The sequence below is a fragment of the Gallaecimonas mangrovi genome (genome assembly GCF_003367375.1).
Lineage (GTDB): Bacteria > Pseudomonadota > Gammaproteobacteria > Enterobacterales > Gallaecimonadaceae > Gallaecimonas > Gallaecimonas mangrovi.
In genome coordinates this window covers 2,094,683-2,119,269 of the sequence record NZ_CP031416.1, presented here as the reverse complement: position 1 = coordinate 2,119,269, position 24,587 = coordinate 2,094,683, and the positions used below count along the sequence as shown (strand labels likewise).

Annotated in this window: 26 protein-coding genes; 19 read left to right on the top strand and 7 right to left on the bottom strand. The window is 52.6% G+C overall.

All coding sequences use genetic code 11. The annotated features are described in order from the left end of the window. Positions 1-45: 45 nt before the first annotated feature. The 6 genes from DW350_RS10145 to DW350_RS10120 all read left to right on the top strand — a co-directional run bounded on the left by DW350_RS10145 (position 46) and on the right by DW350_RS10120 (position 4,594). Entirely contained in the window at positions 46-450 is a 405-nt protein-coding gene (locus DW350_RS10145) for a hotdog family protein (RefSeq protein WP_152032966.1), read from the top strand. Further along, on the top strand, positions 447-1,172 hold the full coding sequence (fabG, locus tag DW350_RS10140; protein WP_115718758.1) for a 3-oxoacyl-ACP reductase FabG: 726 nt from the start codon (positions 447-449) through the stop codon (positions 1,170-1,172). The genes DW350_RS10145 and fabG overlap by 4 nt, the downstream gene beginning before the upstream one ends. Further along, positions 1,172-2,398, top strand: coding sequence for a beta-ketoacyl-ACP synthase (locus tag DW350_RS10135; protein ID WP_115718757.1), 1,227 nt, complete (start codon positions 1,172-1,174; stop codon positions 2,396-2,398). The genes fabG and DW350_RS10135 overlap by 1 nt, the downstream gene beginning before the upstream one ends. A 5-nt stretch (positions 2,399-2,403) precedes the next feature. Next, positions 2,404-3,651 (top strand): NAD(P)/FAD-dependent oxidoreductase, encoded by a 1,248-nt coding sequence (locus tag DW350_RS10130; RefSeq protein WP_115718756.1) that lies wholly within the window; start codon positions 2,404-2,406, stop codon positions 3,649-3,651. Between the two features lie 75 nt (positions 3,652-3,726). After that, positions 3,727-4,134, top strand: a complete 408-nt coding sequence (locus tag DW350_RS10125; protein ID WP_115718755.1) for a hypothetical protein — start codon at positions 3,727-3,729, stop codon at positions 4,132-4,134. Positions 4,135-4,174: 40 nt separating this feature from the next. After that, positions 4,175-4,594, top strand: coding sequence for an META domain-containing protein (locus tag DW350_RS10120; RefSeq protein ID WP_115718754.1), 420 nt, complete (start codon positions 4,175-4,177; stop codon positions 4,592-4,594). Here DW350_RS10120 and DW350_RS10115 read toward each other — a convergent pair. From DW350_RS10115 to ubiG, 5 genes are all read right to left on the bottom strand, one after another. Next, a complete protein-coding gene (locus DW350_RS10115; protein WP_115718753.1) occupies positions 4,591-5,148 on the bottom strand; it encodes a GNAT family N-acetyltransferase in 558 nt (185 codons plus the stop codon). The two genes, DW350_RS10120 and DW350_RS10115, sit on opposite strands and share 4 nt — an antisense overlap. Positions 5,149-5,260: 112 nt before the next feature. Further along, positions 5,261-6,391 (bottom strand): class Ia ribonucleoside-diphosphate reductase subunit beta, encoded by a 1,131-nt coding sequence (nrdB, locus tag DW350_RS10110; protein WP_115718752.1) that lies wholly within the window; start codon positions 6,389-6,391, stop codon positions 5,261-5,263. Between the two features lie 47 nt (positions 6,392-6,438). After that, the gene (gene nrdA / locus DW350_RS10105) at positions 6,439-8,760 is read right to left on the bottom strand and encodes a class 1a ribonucleoside-diphosphate reductase subunit alpha (protein WP_115718751.1); all 2,322 of its coding nucleotides are present in this window, start codon (positions 8,758-8,760) and stop codon (positions 6,439-6,441) included. A gap of 247 nt (positions 8,761-9,007) precedes the next feature. After that, entirely contained in the window at positions 9,008-9,661 is a 654-nt protein-coding gene (locus DW350_RS10100) for an HAD family hydrolase (RefSeq protein ID WP_115718750.1), read from the bottom strand. Further along, positions 9,658-10,362, bottom strand: a complete 705-nt coding sequence (gene ubiG, locus DW350_RS10095) for a bifunctional 2-polyprenyl-6-hydroxyphenol methylase/3-demethylubiquinol 3-O-methyltransferase UbiG (RefSeq protein WP_115718749.1) — start codon at positions 10,360-10,362, stop codon at positions 9,658-9,660. Before ubiG ends, DW350_RS10100 begins: the two co-directional genes overlap by 4 nt. Before the next feature lie 126 nt (positions 10,363-10,488). On the opposite strand from ubiG, the gene gyrA reads away from it, so the two are divergent. The 11 genes from gyrA to DW350_RS10040 all read left to right on the top strand — a co-directional run bounded on the left by gyrA (position 10,489) and on the right by DW350_RS10040 (position 21,519). Then, positions 10,489-13,062, top strand: a complete 2,574-nt coding sequence (gene gyrA, locus DW350_RS10090) for a DNA topoisomerase (ATP-hydrolyzing) subunit A (protein WP_115718748.1) — start codon at positions 10,489-10,491, stop codon at positions 13,060-13,062. A gap of 46 nt (positions 13,063-13,108) precedes the next feature. Beyond that, positions 13,109-14,182, top strand: a complete 1,074-nt coding sequence (gene serC / locus DW350_RS10085) for a 3-phosphoserine/phosphohydroxythreonine transaminase (protein WP_115718747.1) — start codon at positions 13,109-13,111, stop codon at positions 14,180-14,182. Further along, positions 14,154-14,753 carry a chorismate mutase gene (locus tag DW350_RS10080; RefSeq protein ID WP_152032965.1) on the top strand — a complete coding sequence of 200 codons (600 nt, stop codon included), beginning with the start codon at positions 14,154-14,156 and terminating at the stop codon, positions 14,751-14,753. Before serC ends, DW350_RS10080 begins: the two co-directional genes overlap by 29 nt. A gap of 1 nt (position 14,754) precedes the next feature. Continuing rightward, positions 14,755-16,026 (top strand): 3-phosphoshikimate 1-carboxyvinyltransferase, encoded by a 1,272-nt coding sequence (aroA, locus tag DW350_RS10075; protein ID WP_192954642.1) that lies wholly within the window; start codon positions 14,755-14,757, stop codon positions 16,024-16,026. 72 nt (positions 16,027-16,098) lie between these two features. Then, on the top strand, positions 16,099-16,788 hold the full coding sequence (cmk, locus tag DW350_RS10070) for a (d)CMP kinase (RefSeq protein ID WP_115718744.1): 690 nt from the start codon (positions 16,099-16,101) through the stop codon (positions 16,786-16,788). A gap of 91 nt (positions 16,789-16,879) precedes the next feature. Beyond that, the gene (gene rpsA, locus DW350_RS10065) at positions 16,880-18,553 is read left to right on the top strand and encodes a 30S ribosomal protein S1 (RefSeq protein WP_115718743.1); all 1,674 of its coding nucleotides are present in this window, start codon (positions 16,880-16,882) and stop codon (positions 18,551-18,553) included. 50 nt (positions 18,554-18,603) lie between these two features. Then, entirely contained in the window at positions 18,604-18,894 is a 291-nt protein-coding gene (locus DW350_RS10060) for an integration host factor subunit beta (protein WP_115718742.1), read from the top strand. Between the two features lie 103 nt (positions 18,895-18,997). After that, positions 18,998-19,255 carry a LapA family protein gene (locus DW350_RS10055; RefSeq protein WP_192954641.1) on the top strand — a complete coding sequence of 86 codons (258 nt, stop codon included), beginning with the start codon at positions 18,998-19,000 and terminating at the stop codon, positions 19,253-19,255. A 3-nt stretch (positions 19,256-19,258) separates the two neighbouring features. Continuing rightward, positions 19,259-20,428: a lipopolysaccharide assembly protein LapB gene (lapB, locus tag DW350_RS10050; RefSeq protein WP_115718740.1), complete on the top strand. Its 1,170-nt coding sequence runs from the start codon at positions 19,259-19,261 to the stop codon at positions 20,426-20,428. Positions 20,429-20,437: 9 nt separating this feature from the next. Beyond that, positions 20,438-21,139: an orotidine-5'-phosphate decarboxylase gene (gene pyrF / locus DW350_RS10045; RefSeq protein ID WP_115718739.1), complete on the top strand. Its 702-nt coding sequence runs from the start codon at positions 20,438-20,440 to the stop codon at positions 21,137-21,139. A gap of 59 nt (positions 21,140-21,198) precedes the next feature. Further along, the gene (locus DW350_RS10040) at positions 21,199-21,519 is read left to right on the top strand and encodes a ComEA family DNA-binding protein (protein ID WP_115718738.1); all 321 of its coding nucleotides are present in this window, start codon (positions 21,199-21,201) and stop codon (positions 21,517-21,519) included. Positions 21,520-21,530: 11 nt separating this feature from the next. Here the strand turns inward: DW350_RS10040 and rrtA are convergent, their stop codons facing one another. Next, positions 21,531-22,049, bottom strand: coding sequence for a rhombosortase (gene rrtA, locus DW350_RS10035; RefSeq protein WP_226911441.1), 519 nt, complete (start codon positions 22,047-22,049; stop codon positions 21,531-21,533). Between the two features lie 98 nt (positions 22,050-22,147). Between rrtA and DW350_RS10030 the strand changes: the two genes are divergently transcribed. Both DW350_RS10030 and DW350_RS10025 read left to right on the top strand, forming a co-directional pair. After that, the gene (locus DW350_RS10030) at positions 22,148-22,717 is read left to right on the top strand and encodes a tRNA-uridine aminocarboxypropyltransferase (RefSeq protein ID WP_115718736.1); all 570 of its coding nucleotides are present in this window, start codon (positions 22,148-22,150) and stop codon (positions 22,715-22,717) included. A gap of 9 nt (positions 22,718-22,726) precedes the next feature. After that, positions 22,727-23,134: an acyl-CoA thioesterase gene (locus DW350_RS10025; RefSeq protein WP_115718735.1), complete on the top strand. Its 408-nt coding sequence runs from the start codon at positions 22,727-22,729 to the stop codon at positions 23,132-23,134. A 212-nt stretch (positions 23,135-23,346) separates the two neighbouring features. On the opposite strand, the gene DW350_RS10020 is transcribed toward DW350_RS10025, so the two are convergent. Next, positions 23,347-24,531, bottom strand: coding sequence for an amino acid aminotransferase (locus tag DW350_RS10020; RefSeq protein WP_115718734.1), 1,185 nt, complete (start codon positions 24,529-24,531; stop codon positions 23,347-23,349). Positions 24,532-24,587 lie beyond the last annotated feature (56 nt).

Genomic DNA, 24,587 nt, shown 5'->3' with positions numbered 1-24,587 from the left:
ACTGAATTTAAAGCACCAGCTCATTACCTTTCGCACCGCGCGCCAATGTTACTAATTGACAAGGTGCTTGCCGGGGGGGACGACTTTGCCCGCTGCCAAGTACGTATTGACGCACAAAGCACTTTTGCCGATGAACAAGGCGTACCGATTTGGGTGGGCATCGAATACATGGCGCAAACTATCGCCGTTTTTGCTGGCCTTAAAGCCGAACAGGCCGGTGAGCCAGTGAAAATGGGCTTTTTGCTGGGCACACGCCGTTTTGAATCCGAGTTTGATTATTTCCAGTTGGGTGACGTGGTAGAAATTGCCGTTACCCAAAGTTTTATGCAGGAAAATGGCTTGAGCGTTTTTAGCTGCCAGTTAACCGGCCCACGAGGCCGCCAAACCGCGCAGTTAACCGTTTATCAGCCCAACGATGCTGCATCTATTCTGGCAGGAGAACAACCATGAAACAGTTTTTGGTCACCGGGGCCAGCCGGGGTATTGGCGCCGCTATTGCTAAGGCGCTAGCCGCTGAAGATATCACCGTGGTTATCCATTATCGCTGTCGTGAAGACGCCGCTGCCAAGGTTTTGGCCGAGATTGAAGCGGCCGGTGGCCACGCCCGTTTACTGGCCTTTGATGTCAGTGACCGCCAAAGCGCGAAATCAGCCCTTGAAGCCGATATTGCCACGCATGGCGCTTATTATGGCGTGGTGGTAAATGCCGGTATTAGCCGCGACGGCGCCTTTCCGGCACTCACCGATGATGATTGGGATGATGTGATTCACACCAACCTCGACGGCTTTTATAACGTGCTTAAACCGGTGGTTATGCCGATGGTGCAGGGGCGAAGGGGCGGGCGCATTGTCACACTTGCTTCGGTGTCAGGGCTGATTGGCAACCGTGGCCAGGTTAATTATTCGGCGTCCAAGGCTGGCATTATTGGCGCCACTAAGGCCCTGGCGTTAGAGCTGGCCAAACGCAAAATTACCGTTAACTGTGTCGCACCTGGGTTGATTGAATCCGAGATGACCGAGGATTTGGAAGCGGCGGCGCACATTAAGGAGCTTATTCCCCTTCGCCGCGCTGGCCAGGCCAAAGAAGTGGCCGATGTAGTAGCGTTTTTATGCTCCGATAAAGCGTCCTACATTACCCGGCAGGTGATCGCTGTTAACGGAGGGCTTTGCTGATGCACCGCGTTGTTGTTACCGGTATGGCCGGGATCAGCTCCCTTGGCCATGACTGGCCCAGCGTAAAAGCGGCGATGCAAGCCGGTAAAAACGGTATTGTGCGAATGGAAGACTGGCAGCAGTACCAAGGCATGAATACACAGCTGGCAGGGCCGGTGGACTTTTCGCGGCCAGCGCATTATTCGCGCAAACAAATTCGCTCCCATGGCCGGGTAGCGATGATGGCCACCCGCGCTAGCGAAGTAGCCTTAGAGCGGGCAGGGTTGCTGGGCGCCGCCTGCCTTCAAGACGGTTCCACCGGCATTGCCTATGGCTCGTCAATCGGTTCAACACCGCCCATTATGGCGTTTTCAGCCATGTTGGAGCGGCAGGATTGTTCAAAGATCACTGCCACCAGCTATATCCAGATGATGCCTCACACCACCTGTGTCAATGTCAGCCTGTTTTTTGGGTTAAAAGGCCGGGTGATCCCAACCTCTAGCGCTTGTACCTCAGGCTCTCAGGCGATTGGTTTTGCCTATGAAGCCATTAAATATGGCCAGCAGGCGGTGATGCTGGCCGGTGGTGCTGAAGAGTTATGCCCAACTGAAGCGGCGGTATTTGACACGCTTTACGCCACCTCGACCCAAAACGCGACGCCAAGTCAAACCCCAAGACCTTTTGACCGTGACCGTGATGGCCTTGTCATCGGCGAAGGGGCTGCAACCTTAGTTCTGGAATCCTTAGAACACGCCAAGGCGCGCGGTGCCACTATTCTCGCCGAAATTGTTGGCTTTGGTACCAACAGCGATGGTGCCCATGTTACATCTCCCACCAGTGAGACCATGGAAGTGGCCATGCAGCTGGCGCTGGATAACGCCGATTTAGACGCCAGCGCCATTCAATACATCAGTGCGCATGGCACCGCGACCGAGCAGGGCGACATTGCTGAAAGCCAGGCCACCGCCAAGCTATTTGGCCAGCAAGTGCCGGTACATTCATTGAAAAGCTATTTTGGCCATACCCTTGGTGCCTGCGGCGCCTTGGAAGCCTGGTTGGGCATCGAGATGATGCACGACGGCTGGTTTGCACCCACCCTAAATTTGACCGACCTTGACCCCCGTTGTGGTGAGTTGGACTACCTAACGGGCCGTGGTCGCCAAATGAATATCGACTGCTGGATGAGTAATAACTTTGCCTTCGGTGGCATTAATACTTCGTTGATTTTTAATCGTTATCAGGAATAACAACAATGCAAAAGGATGACAGTGTCCAGGTGGCCGTTATCGGTGCCGGGCCTTCAGGGGCACTGGTGGCAACGTTACTGCACCGCCAGGGTATTAAGGTGCGGGTACTAGAAAAAAACCGTTTCCCGCGGTTTTCTATCGGCGAAAGTTTGTTGCCGCAATCGATGGTTTATCTCGAAGAAGCCGGCCTTGCCCAGGCGGTGGCAGCAAAGGCTGATGCAATGGGTTTTCAGTTTAAAAATGGTGCCGCTTTTGGCTATCAGGGCCAAGAGGCCCAATTTGATTTCACCGATAAATTCAGCCCCGGCCCTGGCACCACCTTCCAGGTAAAACGTGCGGCCTTTGATAAGCTACTGGCGGACGAAGCCATGGCCCAAGGCGTGGATATTCGCTTTGAGCACAGCGTTGATAAGGTCGATATGACGGAGCAGGGCGCATGCCTTCTGGGCACCGATGCCAGCGGCCAGTCATACCAGCTCAACGCCGACTTTGTGCTGGATGCCTCGGGTTTTGCCCGGGTGCTGCCAAGGCTCTTTGATTTGGAAATGCCCTCAGAGCTTGCGCCGCGACAAGCCTTTTTTACCCATGTGGTGGATGGTATCGACCCTGATATCTTTGACCGCAATAAGATCCTGATTAGCGTTCACCCAGAACACCCTGCGGTTTGGTATTGGCTTATTCCCTTTGCCGATGGCACTTGTTCGTTAGGCGTTGTCGGAGAGATTGCCTTCTTTGAACAAATGTCTGGTGACCACGCAGCCATCTTAAAAGAACTGGTGTTTGCTGAGCCTGGCCTTGCCAAGTTGTTGGTAAGAGCAGAATTTCCCCAGCCTGTTAATACCCTTAAAGGCTACTCGGCCAAGGTGAAAAGCCTTTATGGTCCGGGCTACGCCCTGTTGGGTAATGCCGGTGAGTTTCTTGATCCCGTCTTTTCCTCTGGTGTCACCATCGCCTTTACCTCGGCCAGCCTGGCGGCCAAAGCGTTGGTTCGCCAGTTTGCCGGTGAAACCGTTGACTGGCAGCGCGACTTTGCCGAGCCGCTGCAAGGCGGAGTGGATGTATTTCGTACCTATGTAGAAGGCTGGTATCAAGGCAGCTTTCAGGACGTTATCTTCTATCCGGCCCCTGATCCAAAGATAAAGCGCATGGTGTGTTCTATTCTCGCTGGCTACGCCTGGGACAAAACGAATCCCTATGTGGCCGAATCAAAGCGGCGCCTTCGCACGCTAGCGCAGATCTGTAAAGCCGGCTGAACCGTTACGCCTTTGGCGTGGCGAAATACCAGGGTGCATGTCAGAGTAAAATGCAAAAGCAAAGGAGATAGCACCATGAAAAAGTGGGCTTTTATTGCGCTACTGTGCCTTGGCGGCTGCGCTTCTGTACCGCCCGCCAAGGTAGATGCCCGAATGGCGATGTGGCAGGGCGTCAGTGCTGAGGCGTTGATGGATAAATGGGGCGTTCCTTCTCAGACCACTAAAGTTGAAGGCCAAGATTGGCTGGTCTATCGCAACACCCAAACCAGCGCCAAACCCACGATTGGGCTTGGGGTTGGCGGCGGTTCCGGCAACGTGTTCGGTTCATTAGGTACCACCTTGGGCGGAGGCCCCAGTACCACTGGTTGTACCCGGCAGGTTGTTATCGGTAATGACGGCAAGGTTAGCCGGATCCGCTGGCAGGGCGATCCTAAGCTATGCTGGAAGCTAACGCCTGAGCCAACAGCGGCTGGCAGTCACTGAAGTCCGGCCTTCGTGCCGGAGCGGTAGGGAGGTTTTCGGCATGGACAGACGGCTGGTGATATTGCTTGGTACCCTTAGCTTGGCTGGTTGCCAAAACAATGGTGAACCCGGTTTTTTTGACAACCTTTGGTACCTTGATGGCAGCACCGTTAACGGCCCTATGCATAGCGGTGCTGTTAGCGCCAAAGGCATTTCGTTAATGCTGACCTCAGATGGCAAGCTCAGTGGCAACAGCGCCTGTAACCGCTACTTTGGCAGCTATCGGTTGGTTAATGGCGCTGCCATTGAAGTGGCGAAGCTTGGCAGCACCAAAAGGGCCTGTACCGGCGAGCTGATGCAAGCGGAAGGGCTTTATCTCAATCGTTTGCAAAAGAGTAACTGGATAGAACAAGACGGTAGCACGTTAAAACTGTATTCCGACGGCTATGCAACGCCTCTGGTGTTTACCCAAAAGCGTTAGTCTGACTCTAATACTTCCCGTTGCCTCAGATCCATATTCACCCGCAACAGACCATCTTCCATAATGGTGCGGGTGGGTAGGCCGGCCTTTCGAAACACCCCTATCATGCCGCGGTTTTGCGGCAGCACTTCGGCAATAAACTCTTCAACGCCTTGTTCGCGGGCGATCTTTAGCAAGTGATGAAAAAGAATACTGCCAACGCCGAGGTTTTGCAGGCTATCGAGCACGGCGCAGGCAAACTCCGCCCTTTTTACCTTACCGCCTGGCATCAGAATATAGCGGCCAATACCGAGGGCTTCTTCCTCACCTTTTTGGCTGTAATGGCCGGCAGCAATGGCGACGTGGTTATCAAAGTCGACGTCAGTAAAACGGGCGGCTTCATCCAGGCTCATCTGCCATTTTGGCCGCATAAAACGGTAATAAATGGAGCGGTCTGACATGTGCTCGTAGGCTTTGAGCAGCGCGTATTTGTCTTCCCGGCGGATGGCGCGGACAAAGACGGGGGTGCCGTCTTTCATACGGTCAAAGGAAAGGTAGTGCCTGACGTTGATCATGAAGAGCCCAGCCGCAATTTGCCCATAGTGTAACCAGTTATTGGCTAAAGCACAGGATCTGGATCAACAGCGCGGAGGAGTTGTAAAAAACCCCGCCGAAGCGGGGTTTGGTTTAGAGGTCGAAGTCGTCCAAGTCGCCAAGGTCGACGTTGGCGTCGATTTGGCCCACCAGGTAGGAGCTTATTTCTGATTCTTGTGGTGCCACCTGCACGTTGTCTGATACCAACCAGGCATTGATCCAAGGAATAGGGTTGGAGGTAGTGCTAAAGGCGGGAATAAGGCCCACTGCGTTCATCCGCACGTTGGTGATGTATTCCACGTATTGGCTGAGGATGGATTCGTTCAAGCCAATCATGGAGCCGTCTTTAAACAGATACTTGGCCCAGGCTTTTTCTTGCTCGGCGGCACGTTTAAAGAGTTCCTCGCATTCGGCCTTACACTCGATGGCAATTTCGGCCCACTCGTTGCCTTCTTTACCGTCACGCATCAGGTTAAGAATTTGTTGGGTGCCAGAGAGGTGTAGTGCTTCGTCACGGGCGATGAACTTGATGATTTTGGCGTTACCTTCCATCAACTTGCGCTCAGCAAAAGCAAAGGAGCAAGCAAAGCTCACATAGAAGCGAATGGCTTCCAGGGCGTTAACCGCCATCATGCACAGATAGAGCTTTTTCTTCAGATCGCGCAGGTTAATGTCATAGCTCTTGCCAGCAATTTGGTGGTTGCCTTCGCCGTGCAACTGCCAAATTTGCGTGTACTCAATCAGTACGTCGTAATAGCCGGCGATTTCATCGGCGCGCTTTTGAATTTCTTCATTCATCACGATGTCGTCGAACACCTTGGAGGGGTCGGCAACGATGTTACGAATGATGTGGGTGTAGGAGCGCGAGTGAATGGTCTCAGAGAAAGACCAGGTCTCAATCCAGGTTTCCAGCTCGGGTATTGATACCAGCGGCAGCAGGGCCACGTTGGGGCTACGGCCTTGAATGGAGTCCAGCAGCGTTTGATATTTCAGGTTGGACAGGAAGATGTGCTGCTCGTGTTCGGGCAACTGGGCAAAATCGACGCGGTCTTTGGAAACGTCGACTTCTTCGGGGCGCCAGAAGAACGACAGCTGCTTTTCTATCAACTTTTCAAAGACTTCGTATTTTTGCTGGTCATAGCGGGCGACGTTAACCGGCTGGCCGAAAAACATCGGCTCGGTCAGTGCGTTATTGTTAACCCGGCTAAATGTGGTGTAACGCATTCGAAATAACTCCCTGAATAAAGGGGCCGATTGGCCCCTTTTTTAAATCAAATCTTGCAAGCGCCGCCGGCACAGCCGTCGTCTTCTTCCTCCACGGCCACGGTTGCTTGTGGCAGGGAGGCGGCGGTGACGGTGAAGTCTTTTTGGGCGTCCGCCGCACCGTCACGGGTGTTGTGGTAGTAAAGGGTCTTCACACCGTATTTATACGCGGTGAGCAGATCTTTGATCATCGATTGCATCGGTACCTTACCGCCGGGGAATTTCGCCGGATCGTAGTTGGTGTTGGCACTGATAGATTGGTCGATGAATTTTTGCATAATACCGACCAGCTGCAGGTAACCGTCGTTGTTGGGGATATCCCACAGCAGCTCGTATGCGGTTCTGAGGTTTTCGTAATCGGGTACCACCTGGCGCAAAATGCCGTCTTTAGACGCTTTCACCGAAATGTGGCCGCGCGGCGGCTCAATGCCGTTGGTGGCATTGGAGATCTGCGAGCTGGTTTCAGACGGCATCAAAGCGGAAAGGGTGCTGTTACGCAGGCCAAATTCAACGATGTCTTTGCGCAGCTGTTCCCAATCCATGTGCAGGGGTTCGGCAACGATTTTGTCCAAATCTTTTTTGTAGCTGTCGATGGGCAACACACCTTTGGCATAGGTGGTTTCTTCAAACATCGGGCAAGCGCCGCGCTCTTTGGCCAGCTCCATAGAGGCTTTGAGCAGGTAATACTGCATTGCCTCAAAGGTTTGGTGAGTCAAGGCGTTGGCAGAACCGTCGGAATATTTTACGCCGTGTTTGGCCAAGTAATAGGCGTAGTTAATTACGCCCACACCCAAGGTACGGCGGCCCATGGTGGCAATGTGCGCCGCTTTTACCGGGTAGTCCTGGTAGTCGAGCAGGCTATCAAGGGCCCGCACTGCCAAGTCGGCCAGTTCTTCAAACTCGCTGACATCTTCAATGGCGCCAAGGTTAAAGGCCGACAAGGTACAAAGGGCAATTTCGCCACTTTCGTCGTTAATGTCGCTCAGCGGCTTGGTGGGCAGGGCAATTTCCAAACAGAGGTTGGATTGACGCACCGGTGCCACCGCCGGGTCAAACGGGCTGTGCGTGTTGCAGTGGTCGACGTTCTGAATGTAGATACGGCCGGTAGAGGCGCGCTCAGAAAGCAGCAACGAGAACAGGTCAACCGCTTTGATGGTTTTCTTACGAATCGATTCGTCTTGCTCGTATTTGGCGTACAGCTCTTCAAATTTGGCTTGGTCGGCAAAGAAAGCGTCGTACAGGCCAGGAACATCGGAAGGGCTAAACAGGGTAATGTCGCCACCTTTAATCAGGCGCTGATACATCAAGCGGTTTAGCTGTACGCCGTAGTCCATGTGGCGTACGCGGTTTTCTTCAACGCCGCGGTTATTTTTCAGTACCAGCAGGTTTTCGACTTCCAAGTGCCACATCGGGTAGAACAGGGTAGCAGCGCCGCCACGTACGCCGCCTTGCGAGCAGGATTTTACCGCGGTTTGGAAATGCTTATAAAAAGGAATACAACCGGTGTGGAAGGCTTCACCGCCGCGAATGGGGCTACCCAAAGCGCGAATGCGGCCAGCATTGATGCCGATACCGGCGCGCTGGGAAACATAACGCACAATGGCAGCGGCCGTGGCGTTAATGGAGTCCAGGCTGTCGCCGGTTTCAATCAGCACGCAAGAGCTAAATTGGCGGGTCGGGGTACGAACGCCACTCATAATGGGCGTGGGCAGTGACAACTTAAAGGTGGATACCGCGTCGTAGAAACGCTTGATGTAATCAAGGCGCGTATCATGCGGGTAATCCGCGAACAAGCAGGCTGCCACCAGGATATAAAGGAACTGGGCGGATTCATAAATCTCACCCGTTACCCGGTTTTGTACCAAGTATTTGCCTTCCAGCTGCTTCACCGCTGCGTAGGAAAAGTTCATATCACGATTGTGATCGATAAAGCCGTTTAAAGCGTCGAAATCACTGCGAGAATAATCACTTAACAGATGTTTGTCGTATTTACCCAGTTCCACCATCTTGCTGACATGGTCAAACAGGTGCGGCGGTTCAAATTCGCCGTAGGCCTTTTTACGCAGGTGGAAAACCGCTAAACGTGCCGCCAGATACTGGTAATCAGGCGCTTCCTCGTTGATAAGGTCGGCAGCGGCCTTGATCAACGTCTCGTGAATGTCGGCCGTCTTGATCCCTTCATAAAACTGGATCTGGGCGCGAAGTTCAACTTGGGAAACAGAGACGTTATTGAGGCCTTCAGCGGCCCAGGTCACCACGCGATGGATCTTGTCCAGATCGATGGATTCTTGCTGACCGTTACGCTTGGTGACGAGGAGGTGCTTGTTCATGACTTACCTTATCAGACTTTTCCATAAGTACCGCCCGCGAAAATCGAGCAGGGCGCGTAGTGTCTATTGTGTATTAGATACACAACATATTGGGTTCAATTCGAGTCTGAGGAACAAGATAGTGAGGTATGGGGCTTCTTTCAAGCATCAATGTTGACGTCTTTTTAACCCGGTTAGTGTTCACTAACAGGGGGCCGGGCTTGTGGCCGTCCTTGATAAAATACAAGCCCCTTGCAAAAAAACACGATCAAATGTTCGATCGTGTGATCTTGCACCAATCCGCCAGATCCTGTGGCTGAGTCAGGATACTCCTGGCCGGCCAGGAAGGGTAGTTTTCATCCACATAACCCCAGCTGGCCACAAAGCCTTGCATGCCGGCATCGCGCGCTGCTTGCATATCGGTTAAGGCATCGCCCAAATACAGGCAGTCTTTGGCATCAACGCCCATCAGGGTGGCGGCGTGTAACAGTGGCGCCGGGTGTGGTTTGCGGTTTTCTAGGGTATCACCACACACCAGTGCCTGGCAGGCGTCAAGTTCTGGAAAATGGGGCAGGGCGGCCACCGTTAAGTGGGTGACCTTATTGGTGACGATGCCCCAGGCAATGCCTGCCTTGTTGAGCGCCAAAAGCAGTTGCGGTACGCCTTCAAACAAACGGGTTTTTGCCGAGATGTCACTTAAGTAAGCGTCCCAAAATGCTTGGCGTAAATCTTCCTGCTCAAAGGCGCCTTCGCCAAAACCTAAGGTCAACAGACTGCGGGTACCGTGGGTAGCGTGCGGGCGCACCTCTGCCAGGGTTTTAAGGGGCATGTTGTGCGCCGCCAACACCTCGTTAAGTGCCCGGCAAAGATCCGGGGCGGTATCTAACAAGGTGCCGTCAAGATCAAACAGCACCGCGGTCATGCTGGCTTCCTGGCGGCAACCAAGTAATTCATGTCCAGGTTTTCAGAGCGGCTAAACTGGCCGGTCAGCAGGTTGTAACTCATGCCAACGGCTTTGTTGGGAATTAAGCCTGCCACATCACAAAAGCCCATTAGCTCGGCTGGCTTTAAAAACTTGTGGTAGTCGTGGGTGCCGGCGGGCAGCCAGCGCAAAATGCGCTCTGCGGCAAAAACACCTAACGCCCAGGCTTTGGGAGTGCGGTTAAGGGTGGAAAACACCAGCATGCCGCCGGGTTTACAAAGCTTGGCACAGGCCGAAACCACCGACTGCGGGTCCGGTACGTGCTCGAGCATTTCCATGCAGGTCACCACATCAAATTGCTCGGGCAGTTCTTCGGCCAGGGCTTCGGCAGTAATTTGCCGGTACTCGAGTTCAACCCCCACTTCAGCGGCATGGGCGCGGGCCACATTCAGCGGTTCTGTACCCATGTCAACGCCGGTTACCACTGCGCCTAATCGCGCCATGGATTCGGCCAAAATGCCGCCGCCACAGCCGATGTCGACAATCCGTTTATTGCCAATGCCGTCTGCCATTTCTTCAACGAAGCTCAGGCGCACCGGGTTAAGCTGGTGCAAGGGTTTGAATTCCCCTTCTTTATCCCACCAGCGGTGAGCCATGGCTTCGAACTTGGCAATTTCGGCAGTATCAACGTTGTTATTCATCTTCACCTTCCTAGATGGGGAGCCGGGGCATTATAGCCCTGACTGCGTTGCCTTTTCATGGTCAACGTCAATCGATGTGGTATAGTGCCTTACTTTGTTGGAAGACCTTTAATAGGGACGACTTAGATGAGCGATCTGGCCAAAGAAATTGTACCGGTCAGTATCGAGGACGAGCTCAAGAGCTCCTACCTTGACTACGCCATGAGCGTTATCGTGGGCCGGGCACTGCCCGATGTTCGCGACGGCCTCAAGCCGGTACACAGGCGCGTTCTATTTGCCATGAATGAATTGGGCAACGACTGGAACAAGCCTTATAAAAAATCGGCCCGTGTAGTAGGGGATGTTATAGGTAAGTATCACCCCCATGGTGATTCCGCGGTTTATGACACCATTGTGCGTCTGGCCCAGCCTTTCTCCATGCGCTACACCCTGGTAGATGGCCAGGGCAACTTCGGGTCTGTCGACGGCGACTCCGCCGCGGCAATGCGTTATACGGAAGTGCGTATGGCCAAAATCTCTCACGAGCTTTTGGCTGATCTGGATAAAGAAACCGTCGATTTCGTTCCCAACTACGACAACACCGAACAAATTCCCGACGTGCTGCCGACCCGGGTGCCCAACCTGTTGGTTAACGGCGCTGCCGGTATTGCCGTGGGTATGGCAACCAACATTCCGCCACATAACTTAAAAGAAGTGGTTGGCGGCTGTGTGGCCTTGATTGATAACCCGGATTTGACCATCGACGAGCTGATGGAATTTATCCCGGGCCCCGATTTCCCGACCCATGGCATCATTAACGGCAAAGCCGGTATTCGTGATGCCTACCATACCGGCCGCGGCAAAATTTATATTCGTGCCCGCGCCGAAGTTGAAATTAACGAAGATACTGGCCGTGAAACCATTGTTGTTCACGAGTTGCCGTATCAGGTGAACAAGGCGCGGTTGATTGAAAAAATCGCCGAGCTGGTAAAAGAAAAACGCATTGAAGGCATTAGCGCTCTGCGTGACGAGTCCGATAAAGACGGCCTGCGGGTGGTTATCGAGCTCAAACGCGGCGAAGCCGGTGAAGTGGTGCTCAACAAGCTCTACTCGCTGACGCAGATGCAGGTGGTCTTTGGCATCAACATGGTGGCGCTGGACCAAAATCAGCCGCGCCTCTTTAACCTCAAAGATGCCCTTGAGTGCTTCATTAACCACCGCCGTGAAGTGGTTACCCGCCGCACCATTTATGAATTGCGTAAAGCCCGTGAGCGCGCGCACGTGCTGGAAGGCTTGGCCATTGCCCTGGCCAACATCGACCCGGTTATCGAGCTTATTCGCCGCAGCCCGACCCCGAGCGACGCCAAAGCGGGCTTAGTTAGCACGCCGTGGGAGCTGGGTAATGTGGCGGCCATGCTGGAAGGCGCCGGCGTTGACGCTGCCCGCCCTGAAGGTTTGGAAGAGCAATACGGCATTCGCGACGGCAAATATTACCTGACCGAAGTACAGGCCCAGGCCATTTTGGACCTGCGCCTGCACCGCTTGACCGGCCTTGAGCACGACAAAATTCTTGATGAATACAAAGGTCTTTTGGACATCATCAAGGAACTGCTGCACATTTTGGCGTCTCCTGAGCGCTTGATGGAAGTCATCCGCGAAGAGCTGGTGGCTATCTCCGAGCAATACGGCGACGACCGTCGCACCGAGATCAGCGAATCTTCTGCCGACATTTCCATTGAGGATTTGATTGCCGAAGAAGACGTAGTGGTGACGCTGTCCCACGAAGGTTACGTTAAGTATCAAGCCCTGACTGACTACGAGGCGCAGCGCCGTGGTGGTAAAGGTAAAGCCGCAACGCGGATGAAGGATGAAGACTTCATTGAACAGTTGCTGGTAGCCAACACCCACGACACCATTTTGTGCTTCTCCAGCCGTGGCCGGTTGTACTGGCTGAAGGTGTATCAGCTGCCACTGGCTAGCCGCACCGCCCGTGGCCGCCCCATTATTAACTTGCTGCCACTGGAAGCTGACGAACGCATTACCGCCATTTTGCCGGTACGTGAGTACGAAGAAGGCAAGTACATCTTTATGGCTACCGCTTTTGGTACCGTGAAGAAAACCTCGCTGACCGAGTACAGCCGCCCCCGTTCTAACGGCATTATTGCTGTTAACCTCAACGAAGGGGACGAACTGATTGGCGTTACCATCACCGACGGCAGCAACGAAGTCATGCTGTTTAGCGATGAAGGTAAAGTGGTGCGCTTTAGTGAAGGCCAAGTGCGGGCCATGGGCCGCGGTGCGACCGGTGTTCGGGGCATTAACCTCGAGGAAGGTCAGTCTGTGGTGTCAATGGTTATCCCGAATGAAAACGTGGATATCCTTACTGTGACCGAAAATGGTTATGGCAAGCGTACCGCTCAGGACGAATACCCCGCGAAGAGCCGCGCCACTAAAGGGGTGGTCTCTATCAAGGTTTCTGAGCGTAACGGTAAAGTGGTTGGCGCAGTTGCTGTTGAAGATACAGATGAAATTATGCTTATCTCCAACCGTGGCACCTTGGTACGAACACGGGTTAATGAAGTATCCCGTGTTGGCCGTAACACCCAGGGTGTGACCATTATCCGAACCGCGACGGATGAAAAGGTTGTTGGCCTACAACGCATCGCTGAGGTGGACGAAGAGGTTCTACCGGAAGCTGAAGGCGAAGGTGCCGACGAGTAAGTCAGAAGCGGCCGATTGGCCGCTTTTTTTATGTTGATAGGGTTGTATGAAAACAGTATTTAATTTTTGCGCCGGTCCCGCCATGCTGCCCCCGGCGGTAATGCAACGTGCCCAGCAAGAGTTTGTTGACTGGCAAGACAGTGGCGTGTCGGTCATGGAAGTGTCGCACCGCGACAAGCCCTTTATGGCGGTTGCCGCGAAAGCCGAAGCGGACCTTCGTGAATTAATGGCCATTCCCGACAACTATAAAGTGCTGTTTTTGGCCGGTGGTGGCCGTGGCCAATTTACGGCAGTGCCACTGAACCTGTTAAAAGAAGGCGAGAAGGCCGATTACCTTATTACCGGCCAGTGGTCACAATCAGCCTTTGATGAAGCAAAACGCTTTCGCGATGTCGCCATTGCGGGTGAAATTGATTTCAGCCAAAAGCCCATCAAGCTGCCCACCGATATCAAGGTGCGGCCAGATGCCAAATACCTGCATTTTTGCCCGAACGAAACCGTTGACGGCGTTGAAATGTTTGCCGAGCCAGAGGTAGATGTACCGCTGGTTGCGGATATGTCGTCTTGTATCTTGTCGCGGCAAATTGATGTCAGCAAATACGGCGTTATTTATGCCGGTGCCCAGAAGAACATTGGCCCCTCAGGCTTGGCGGTGGTGATAGTGCGTGACGATTTGTTGCGTGACGATGTTACCGTCCCGGCCATTTGGGACTACCGCCTGCAGTCCAGCAAAGACTCTATGTTCAATACGCCACCAACCTATTCTTGGTATCTGGCGGGATTGGTGTTTGAGTGGCTAAAAGACTTTGGTGGCGTTGCCGCCATGGAAAAACGCAACGCCGCGAAGGCAGAACTGTTGTACAGCGCTATTGATAGGCTGGATCTCTACCAAAACCAGGTTGACCCAAGTTGCCGCTCGCGCATGAATGTGGTGTGGCAACTAAAAGACGATAGCTTAAACGCCGACTTTTTAGCCGAAGCGAACGCCCTTGGCCTGCTGGCATTAAAAGGTCACCGTTCGGTGGGTGGCATGCGCGCTTCTATGTATAACGCCATGCCCCTTGAGGGCACTCAGGCTTTGGTGGCATTTCTTGACGACTTTGCCAAACGCCATGGCTGATCTCAAAGCGCTACGCCAGCAAATAGAAGACATTGACAACAGTTTGCTGTCCTTGCTGGCAAAACGTTTGCAGCTTGCCGACAGCGTTGGCGAATTAAAAGGTGGCCGGGTCTTTGATCCGGCCCGCGAATTTGCGCTGGTGGAAGGCCATGTCAAGCAGCACAGCGCCCTTGCTGCACCAGTGGTGCGGCAATTTTGCCGTGACTGGGTGTCATTGTGCCGGGCCCACCAGGGGCCGTTTCGTATTGCTGCAACGGATACCGCTTGGGTGGATGCACTGCTGGGCCGTTATACCCAAACCCTGCAGACCCCCGAGCCTTTTAAAGCGGTATTTGAAGGAACTGCCCAGGGCGTGCTTTGGCTAGGTCCCTTGCCGACTAGCTTAGCCGGGCTGCTGCCAGCCGCGGCCTTTTTTCACAATGACCAACCCGGCTTTTTACTCACCGCTGATGGCGCTAAATCAGGCGCCTGGGCATTGCAGCACCAACCTCCGGGGCAAGCGGTGGGCGATAACTGGTTTTTAGTGACCGGGCATCAATTTGATGTTTGGCCGTTACTCTCGGATGAATAGTATGGAACTTCTTAAACTGGCAGCGGGCGGAGCCGTGGCTGGTACCTTGGCAATGCCGGGTAGTAAATCACTGTCTAATCGGGCGCTACTGTTAAGCGCTTTTTGTCGCGAGCCGACGCTACTTAGCAACGTGCTTGATGCCGATGACATTCGCTATATGCGCGGCGCTTTCAAGGCGCTGGGTGTGGCGGTTGAAGATAAGGGCGAGCGCTTGTCGGTTACCGGCCCATGGCAACCGAAAAGTCCGAGTGAAGCGATTTTTCTCGGTAATGCCGGCACCGCCATGCGGCCTCTTACCGCCGCTTTAGCCCTTACGCCCGGTACTTACCAGTTAACCGGCGAGCCGCGGATGTATGAAAGACCGATTGGCGATTTGGTTGATGCCCTGCGTCAGTTGGGCGCACAGATTGATTACCTTGGTGAAGAAGGTTACCCACCTTTAAACATCCAGGGTAAAAAGCTGGCAGGCGGTGTTGTTAACGTAAGGGGTGACCTTTCTAGCCAGTTTTTGTCGGCCCTTCTAATGGCGGCGCCGCTTTGTGAAGGCGACGTGACCCTGAAAGTAGAAGGTGAGCTGGTTTCCAAACCCTATGTTGAGCTGACGTTAGGACTGATGGCGGTTTTTGGGGTAAAAGCCGAGCGCCCTGATGTAAACACGTTTGTGATTAAAGCGGGCAGCCAGTATCAAAGCCCCGGGCAGTATTATGTGGAAGGCGATGCCTCTTCGGCGTCTTACTTTGCGGCGGCAGGCGCTATCGCCGGCGATGTGACCATCAAGGGCCTTTTTAAAGGCATGCTGCAAGGGGACGTGGACTTTATTGATGCGCTGGAGGATATGGGCGCTGAGGTGGAGTGGGGCGATCATCAAGTGCGGATTAAAAAGGCCGCGCTTAAAGGCATCGACATTGATGCTAATGCCATTCCTGATGCCGCGATGACACTTGCCACCACGGCGCTGTTTGCCGAAGGGCAAACTGTTATACGCAACATTTATAACTGGCGCCTTAAGGAAACTGACCGCTTACATGCCATGGCAACTGAGCTGAAAAAAGTCGGCGCCGAGGTAGAAGAGGGCGAAGATTACATAAAGGTGAGTCGTGGCAGCGCCATTCAATACGCTGAAATAGCCACCTATAACGATCACCGCATGGCGATGTGTTTTGCCCTGTTGGCGCTTGGTGAAAGCCCGATGGGGATCTTGGACCCTAAATGCACGGCCAAAACCTTTCCGGATTTCTTTAATCGTTTTGCGGCAATACGGCAAAGTAATTGAAAAGCTTTTGCCCTATAATGCGCGCCCGACGCCTGTGGGCTTTGGCTCGCATCCGCAGACATGGAGGATTTTATGGCTGAACTGGTACCCGTCGTTACCGTTGACGGACCAAGCGGCGTAGGCAAAGGCACCTTGTGTCAGCAACTGGCCGATAAGCTGGGCTGGCACTTCCTTGATTCCGGTGCCATTTACCGCGTGCTGGCGCTGGCGGCATTGCATCATCAGTGCCCTTTGGATGATGAAGAGGCATTGGTGCCATTGGCAGCTCATCTTGATGTGCAATTTGCGCCAATGGAAGAAGGTGTGAAGGTGATTTTGGAAGGCGAAGATGTTTCCAAAACCATTCGCACCCAAGAAGTGGCTAATACCGCTTCCAAGGTAGCGGCGTTTCCTCGCGTACGGGAAGCGTTGTTGCGCCGCCAGCGTGCTTTCCAAAAAGCGCCAGGCCTTGTCGCCGATGGCCGAGACATGGGCACAGTGGTGTTTAAAACGGCGCAAGTGAAGCTGTTTTTGACCGCCAGTGCCGAAGTTCGTGCCGAGCGCCGTTTCCAGCAGTTGCTGGCGTCCGGGCAGGATGCTAAAATCGGACGCCTTTTAACCGAGATACGTGAACGTGACGAGCGCGATGCGAATCGTGCCGTGGCGCCACTTAAGCCAGCGGAAGATGCTTTGGTGATTGATACCAGCTCTCTTTCCATCGAGCAAGTGCTTGATGCCGCTTGGCAGGAGGTCTGTGCCAAGCTACCGGCACTGGCTACTTAATTCATCGTTCTGTGCCAACGGATGGTGCGGAAAACATCAACAACCCCATGTCGGACGGATGCCACATGGTTTGTTAAATAAGCAGACACACATGACTGAATCATTTGCTCAACTGTTCGAAGAAAGCTTGAAAGAGATCGAAACCCGCCCGGGTTCCATCGTTAAAGGTACCGTTGTTCGCGTTCAAAAGGACATCGTACTGGTAGACGCTGGTCTGAAATCTGAATCCGCTATCCCTGCCGAGCAGTTCAAAGACGCCAACGGCGAAATCACCGTTAACGTAGGTGACGTTGTTGACGTTGCGCTGGACACCGTAGAAGACGGCTTCGGCGAGACTATCCTGTCTCGTGAGAAAGCTAAGCGCTACGAAGCCTGGCTGGTTCTCGAAAAAGCTTACGAAGAAAACGCCACTGTTATCGGTATCATTAACGGTAAAGTTAAAGGCGGTTTCACTGTTGATCTGGACGGCATCCGTGCCTTCCTGCCTGGTTCTTTGGTTGACGTTCGTCCAATCCGTGACACTGCTCACCTGGAAAACAAAGACCTGGAATTCAAAGTCATCAAGCTGGACCAGAAGCGCAACAACGTTGTTGTTTCCCGTCGCGCCGTGATCGAATCTGAAAACAACGTTGAGCGTGAGCAACTGCTGCAAAACCTGCAAGAAGGTATGGAAGTCAAAGGTATCGTTAAGAACCTGACTGACTACGGTGCCTTCGTTGATCTGGGCGGCGTTGACGGCCTGCTGCACATCACCGACATGGCTTGGAAACGCGTTAAGCATCCTTCCGAGATCGTCAACGTAGGTGACGAAATCACCGTTAAGGTACTGAAGTTTGACCGTGAGCGTACTCGCGTATCACTGGGTCTGAAACAACTGGGTGCCGATCCGTGGGTTTCCATTGCCGAGCGCTATCCTGAAGGTCACAAGCTTAAAGGCCGCGTGACTAACCTGACTGACTACGGCTGCTTCGTTGAAATCGAAGAAGGCGTTGAAGGTCTGGTACACGTTTCTGAAATGGACTGGACCAACAAAAACATCCACCCCTCCAAGGTTGTTAACCTGGGTGACGAAGTGGAAGTTATGGTTCTGGACATCGACGAAGAGCGTCGTCGTATCTCCCTGGGTCTCAAGCAGTGCAAACAGAACCCATGGGAAGAGTTCGCTGGTAAGTTCAACAAAGGCGACCAAGTGTCCGGTAAGATCAAGTCAATCACTGACTTCGGTATCTTCATCGGCTTGGATGGCGGCATCGACGGTCTGGTTCACTTGTCCGACATCTCCTGGAATGCTGCTGGTGAAGAAGCCGTACGTGAGTACAAAAAAGGCGAAGAAATCACCGCTGTTGTTCTGCAAGTGGATGCCGAGCGTGAGCGCATCAGCCTGGGCGTGAAGCAACTTGAAGCTGATCCTTTCAACAACTACCTGAACGATAAGAAGAAAGGTGCTATCGTTAATGGTACCGTGATCGCAGTAGACGCCAAAGGTGCTACCATCGATCTGGGTGAAGGTGTTGAAGGTTACCTGCGTGCCTCTGATATAGCTCGTGAGCGCGTAGAAGACGCTTCCACCGTGCTGAAAGCAGGTGAAGAAGTTGAAGCCAAGTTCATGGGTGTTGATCGTAAAAACCGCACCATCTCTCTGTCCATCCGTGCTAAGGATGAAGCAGACGAGCGTGATGCCATCGATCACCTGAACAACCAGGAAGATTTGGTTATCCCGAACGCAATGGCTGAAGCTTTCAAAGCTGCTAAGAGCGAAGACTAATCAGGCAGGTGGGGCTTTTGCCCCACCACCATGGCGCTGAGGAAAACCAAATGACCAAATCAGAACTCATCGAGAGTTTGACTGCTAAATATGCTGATCTGCCTGCGCGTGATCTGGAATTGGCAGTTAAAGAAATTCTGGAACAGATGGCTGGGACCCTGGAATCAGGGGAACGCATCGAGATCCGAGGGTTTGGCAGCTTTTCTCTGCATTACCGCGCCCCCCGAGTGGGACGCAATCCCAAAACCGGCGAGTCTGTTGAATTACCTGCCAAGCAGGTACCTCACTTCAAACCGGGTAAGGAATTGCGGGAACGGGTCAATCTGAGCGCTGGTTCCTGAGAAGTATTTAAGAAAAAAGGCATGCGAAAGCATGCCTTTTTTGTGTCTGAACCCCTTTTTAGGCAATAATAGCGGCGTTCGCCTTTGGCCCACAGGAGGTGCGGTGTTCACCCTCATAAAATGGCTGATTGCCATTGCTATTTTTATTCTGGCGCTAGCGGTAGGAGCTGAGAATGCTCAGCCGGTAACGGTTAATTATTTGATTGCGCAGAAAACCTTTTCTGTAGGCCAGTGGCTCGGTATCGCTTTTGCGTTAGGGGCGCTATTGGCTTTTGTGGTATTGGGTAGTCTGTGCTGGGTGCAAAAGCGCAAAATTAACAGCTTAAAGCGTAAGCTGAATGCTAAAAACAAAGACGCCTGATTTATGGTAGAACTCCTGTTCCTGCTCTTGCCCATTGCGGCCGCTTACGGCTGGTATATGGGCCGCCGTAGTGTACGCCAGGAACGGGAGGTACATCGTAACCGTCTGTCTCAGCGTTATTTTAAAGGCCTAAATTTCCTACTGTCTGACCAGCCAGATAAAGCTGTCGATTTATTTATTGATATGCTGGCTGTGGACACCGACACCTTAGAAACGCACCTTGCCTTGGGGAATTTGTTTCGCCGGCGAGGTGAAGTCGATAGGGCCATTCGTATTCACCAAAATCTGGTTGCCAGGCCATCCATCAGCGAAGATGACCGGCGTTTAGCGATGCTCGAACTCGGGCAGGATTTTATGGTGGCAGGGCTTTATGACAGAGCCGAAAACATCTTTGAAGAATTAAAAGACGACCCCGACCATAGCCAGCAAGCGCGAGAGCAGTTGTTGGCCATCTACCAACAAACTAAAGACTGGCAGCAAGCCATTAAAGTGGCTAAGTCGATGGGTAAAGACAGGCCGCCTGCCATGACCCGTGCCTTGAGTCATTTCTATTGCCAGCTGGCTGAATTGGCGTTGGATAAAGGCAATGCTGGTGAAGCTGTTAAAGAATACAAAAAGGCACTGGACGTTGATGCCGGTTGTACCCGAGCCAGAGAAGGGCTTGCAAAACAGTATCGAGAGGCCGGTAAATTCGATGAAGCCCTCGCGGTACTGATCCCCGTTATCAACACTGACCCTGACAACGCATCTGAAGTGTTGCCTGTTATCGCTGACCTTTTTAGCCGCCTGGAAGACAGCGAAGGTTATCAGCAATTTTTAACCCGCGCAGTCGTGCGTGATAGTGGCGTTTCGGTGGTGTTGGCATTGGCTGACCTCACCCAGTCACAAGCGGGGCTTAGCAGTGCTGAATCACTATTGCTTGATGAGCTAAAACGCCACCCCACCTTAAAAGGTTTTCGCCGTCTGATTCAGTATCAACGGGAGAAAGTGGCGGAGCCGTCTGCGAAAGAAAGTCTGAACTTGCTAGCCGAGCTAGTTGAGCAACAAATTCGAATTCGCCCAACCTATCGTTGTCGCCACTGTGGTTTTAGTGCCAATAAGCGCTATTGGCTCTGTCCGTCATGCCATCAGTGGGGGCAAATCAAACCCATCCGCGGCTTGGATGGTGACTAAGGAGCCCTTATGCCAAATAAACCTGTACTGGTCGCCCTGGATTTTGACGATAAAGCCAAGGCACTGGCGCTGGTAAACCAGCTTGACCCACAGCAATGCCGCTTAAAAGTGGGCAAAGAAATGTTCACCTTGTTTGGCCCAGACTGGGTAAAAACGCTGGTAGATAAAGGCTTTGATGTTTTCCTTGACCTGAAATTCCATGATATTCCCAATACTGTTGCCAAAGCGGTAGCTGCGGCTGCGGAGCTTAGGGTGTGGATGGTTAACGTGCATGCCAGCGGTGGCTCGCGAATGATGAGTGCCGCCAAGGCGGCTTTGGCACCTTATGGTGATAACGCGCCATTATTGATTGCGGTGACGGTGCTCACGTCCATGGGCGATGATGAACTTAAAGAATTAGGCGTGGAGGCCAGTAGCGCACAACAACAAGTGCTGCGACTGGCAACGCTAGCCAAAGCCTCAGGCCTTGATGGCGTCGTTTGTTCAGCTAAAGAAGCGACATTGCTGAAATCCACGTTAGGGCAAGATTTTAAGTTGGTAACCCCCGGTATTCGCCCGGCAGGCAGTGACGCTGGCGATCAGCGCCGGGTGATGACGCCTGCTGAGGCCATTGCTGCAGGCTCTGACTATCTTGTGGTCGGGCGCCCCATTACCCAAGCTGTTGACCCTAGGGCCGTTCTTGAGCAAATCAATGACAGCCTGAAAAGCTGACTATACTTAGCTTGAGCGATGGATAGCTCACAGGGACTCAACGTGGAGATGGAACGCCGATGAAAAGGACTTTTTTGCAAGCTTTGTTATTTGTGGCCAGTGCTTTGGTCTGTAATGGTGTTTTGGCAACAGCTAACGTCGATAAGGCGGCAACTGAACAAGGGGTTGTAAAAGACGTCGCCAAAGCAATCAATATTAATTCTGCCTCGGCAGAGGATATCGCCCACAATCTCAAGGGCGTTGGAGCGAAGAAGGCAGCGCTTATTATTGAATACAGAGAGGCCCATGGTCCTTTTAAAAATCTTGAGGATCTCAAGAAGGTAAAAGGCATTGGTGACAAACTTCTCAGCGCGAACGCCGATAAAATTCGCTTTAAATAAAAAAGGGGCCGTCAGGCCCCTTTTTTCTTCATTAACCATAAACAGAACAGCCAGCCGGGTAGGGCGGCAATTGCCCCAAATAAATGCGCATCTACCGCCACGGGAGCATTAATCAGTATCGCTGTCTCCTTCGCTGGACCATGCCACTGTTCGAAGGTTATTTTCGCAACCACGCCGATGAGTAGCAGCCAGCCGGTTTTTTCATGCCGCCGTACATCTTCGAGCGCGCCCATCACCATCAAGCCATGCAATATCCCCGACAAGCCTACATACCAAACCAGATGGGGGCAAAACACCAGTAACCCTAAGCTGGTCATCACCATTAGGTAGGTCAATCTTAACCACCAACCTAAGACGCTGTAATAGCGGCCATGGAGCCAGGCTATGGCTAAGGCGCCGGCTGCATTCATCACAAAATGCCAAAAGTTGGTGTGCATCAAGTGGCCAGTAAGAACCCGCCACAGCTGACCGTGCAAGATGTCGTTTCGTTGGTATACCAGCCAGTTTTGTGCACTTTCAGGCAAGAACATCAAACAAAAACAAACAAAAACTAAGGTCAAAGCTCCGACCAGCTGTGGCATCGACTGATAACTCTTTTTAGAATGGGCCTTCATCCTAAGGGGGAGTCATGGCGCGAGCAAGTTGTCCGAAATGCCAACGGTTGATGCTGCATTGTATTTGTGAACTGGTAACGCCCATCACAGCGCGAACCCTGCTGACCTTAGTGCAATATCCCGGCGAAGAACTGCATCCGTTAGGAACCGCTGCATTGGTAGAGCATTGTCTGGGGTGCCCATTGATACGCACCGAGCAGCTACTAAGCCGTCCTTCGTATTGGCCTGACGACACTGCGCTGCTGTTCCCTGCCGATGATGCTAAGTGCCTTAGCTCCCTCGTAAAGCCACCTTCACATCTGGTGGTCATTGATGGCACCTGGCGAAAAGCGCTGAGGCTATATGAGCAAAGCCCGGCGTTAAAGTCGTTACCAACGGTTGCTTTACCACAAGGAACCGTTAGCCGTTATCGTTTGCGCAGAAGCCGTAAACAAGGGGCACTGAGCACTGTTGAAGCAATAAGCAGAGCCCTTGCTTTATTAGAGCCTGGGCTTTGTCTCGAACCGTTAGACCACGCTTTTGATGGTCTCATTCAGCGGGCGATGGCACGGTTGCCGTTAGCCGCCCGCCAACACTATGAATAAGGACACTGTATGGCAGCACATCAAACCCTAATAAAGGTGCGCGGTTACCATCTTGACGTATATCAGCACGTTAATAACGCCCGTTATTTGGAATTTCTCGAAGAGGCACGTTGGGGCTGGCTTGAAGACTCTGGTGAGTTGGCTTGGTTTCAAGAGCATAAATTGGCCTTTGTGGTGGTTAACATCAATATCAACTACCGTGCGGCAGCAACACTGGGCCATACCTTATTAATTAAAACCTATCTTAGCGAATTGAAGGAACGCTCAGGGGTGGTGCGCCAGGAAGTCTATTTTCATGGCAGCGACACCTTGGTTGCCGATGCAGATATCACCTTTGTTTGTATGGACCAGCGCACCGGCAAAGCCATTAATATTGATGGCGAATTAGCCACTTTCTTACAAAAACACCTAGAGTGACTGCAACGAAAACGTTACAATGCGCCGACCCTACAAATGAGGCCTGAGTAGCATGGAATACCATGACACCCATGAGCCTTACTATCAGCTCCAAGATGAAGTGGTCTCAGAACTGCCGCTGGAGTTGGAAGAAGATGCTCATCTTTGCTAGATGCATTACGTGAAACAAAAAAGGCAACCCTTGGGTTGCCTTTTCTTTTGCCTAACAGCAATTACAGTACTTTGGTAATGGCGTCTGCCAAGTAGTCGACGTTAGCGTGGTTGATACCGGCAACGTTCATACGGCTTGAATCAACCATGTACACCGAGAACTCATCTTTCAGGCGATGTACTTGTTCTTTGCTGATCCCCAGGAAAGAGAACATCCCATATTGGCGAGTAATAAAGGAAAAATCTTTTTTGTCCTGACGGGCATGAAGTTTTTCAACCAGCAGTGAGCGCAGCTCATGAATACGGCCACGCATTTCGGCGAGTTCGTCTTTCCACAGTGCGGTTAGTTCATTTGAACCCAGAATAATGTCAATGATCGCCGCGCCATGGGCCGGTGGCATGGAATAAATGCAACGAGCCACGTTTTGCATCACGCTGGATAAAATGGCCACTTTAGTGGAAGACTCGCCAACCACAGTAAAGCCGCCAATACGTTCGCGATACAAACCGAAGTTTTTAGAGCCGGACGTGGTGAGCAAAAACTCAGGCAGTTTTTCTGCCAGGGTCCGAGGGCCAAACGCGTCTTCTTCCAGGCCGTCGCCGAAACCCTGATAGGCCATATCAACCAAAGGTGTGAAGCCTTTTTCTTTGGCTAAATCAGCAAAGGCTTGCCATTGCTGTTGGTTAAGGTCTGCGCCTGACGGGTTATGGCAGCAACCATGCACCAGCACCACGTCACCTTTCGGTACGGATTGCAGTGCGTTCATCATGCCATCAAAGTCGACTGACGACGTTGCTTTGTCGAAGTAGCGGTAAGGCTTAACCTGAATACCCGCAGCGTTAAACAGCGCAGTATGGTTGGCCCAAGTCGGGTCTGTTACCCAGATGGTGGCGCCGGGATTGCAGCGTTTAATAAACTCGGCAGCCATACGCAGGGCGCCTGTGCCACCGGGGGTCGACACGGTAAATTGGCGGCTAAGTACCGGGTTGTCGTGGCCAAAAACCAGCTTGGCCAGTTTATCGTTAAAGCCAGGATCGCCTGCAGAGCCGATATAGGTTTTGGTGGTTTCAGTTTCAATACGTTGGCGCTGGGCCAGTGTTACCGCTTTTAAAATCGGCGTTTCGCCGGTTTCGGTTTTATAAACCCCAACACCGAGGTCAACTTTTTTCGGGTTGCTATCATTTTTGTAGGCGATGGACAGGCCTAAAATAGGGTCGGCGGGCAGGGCTTGCAGGCTTTCAAACATGGTTGGTTGTTCCAAAAGAGTGGGCGTAAGATCTTTTCCCCTAAGCCTAAGCCAAA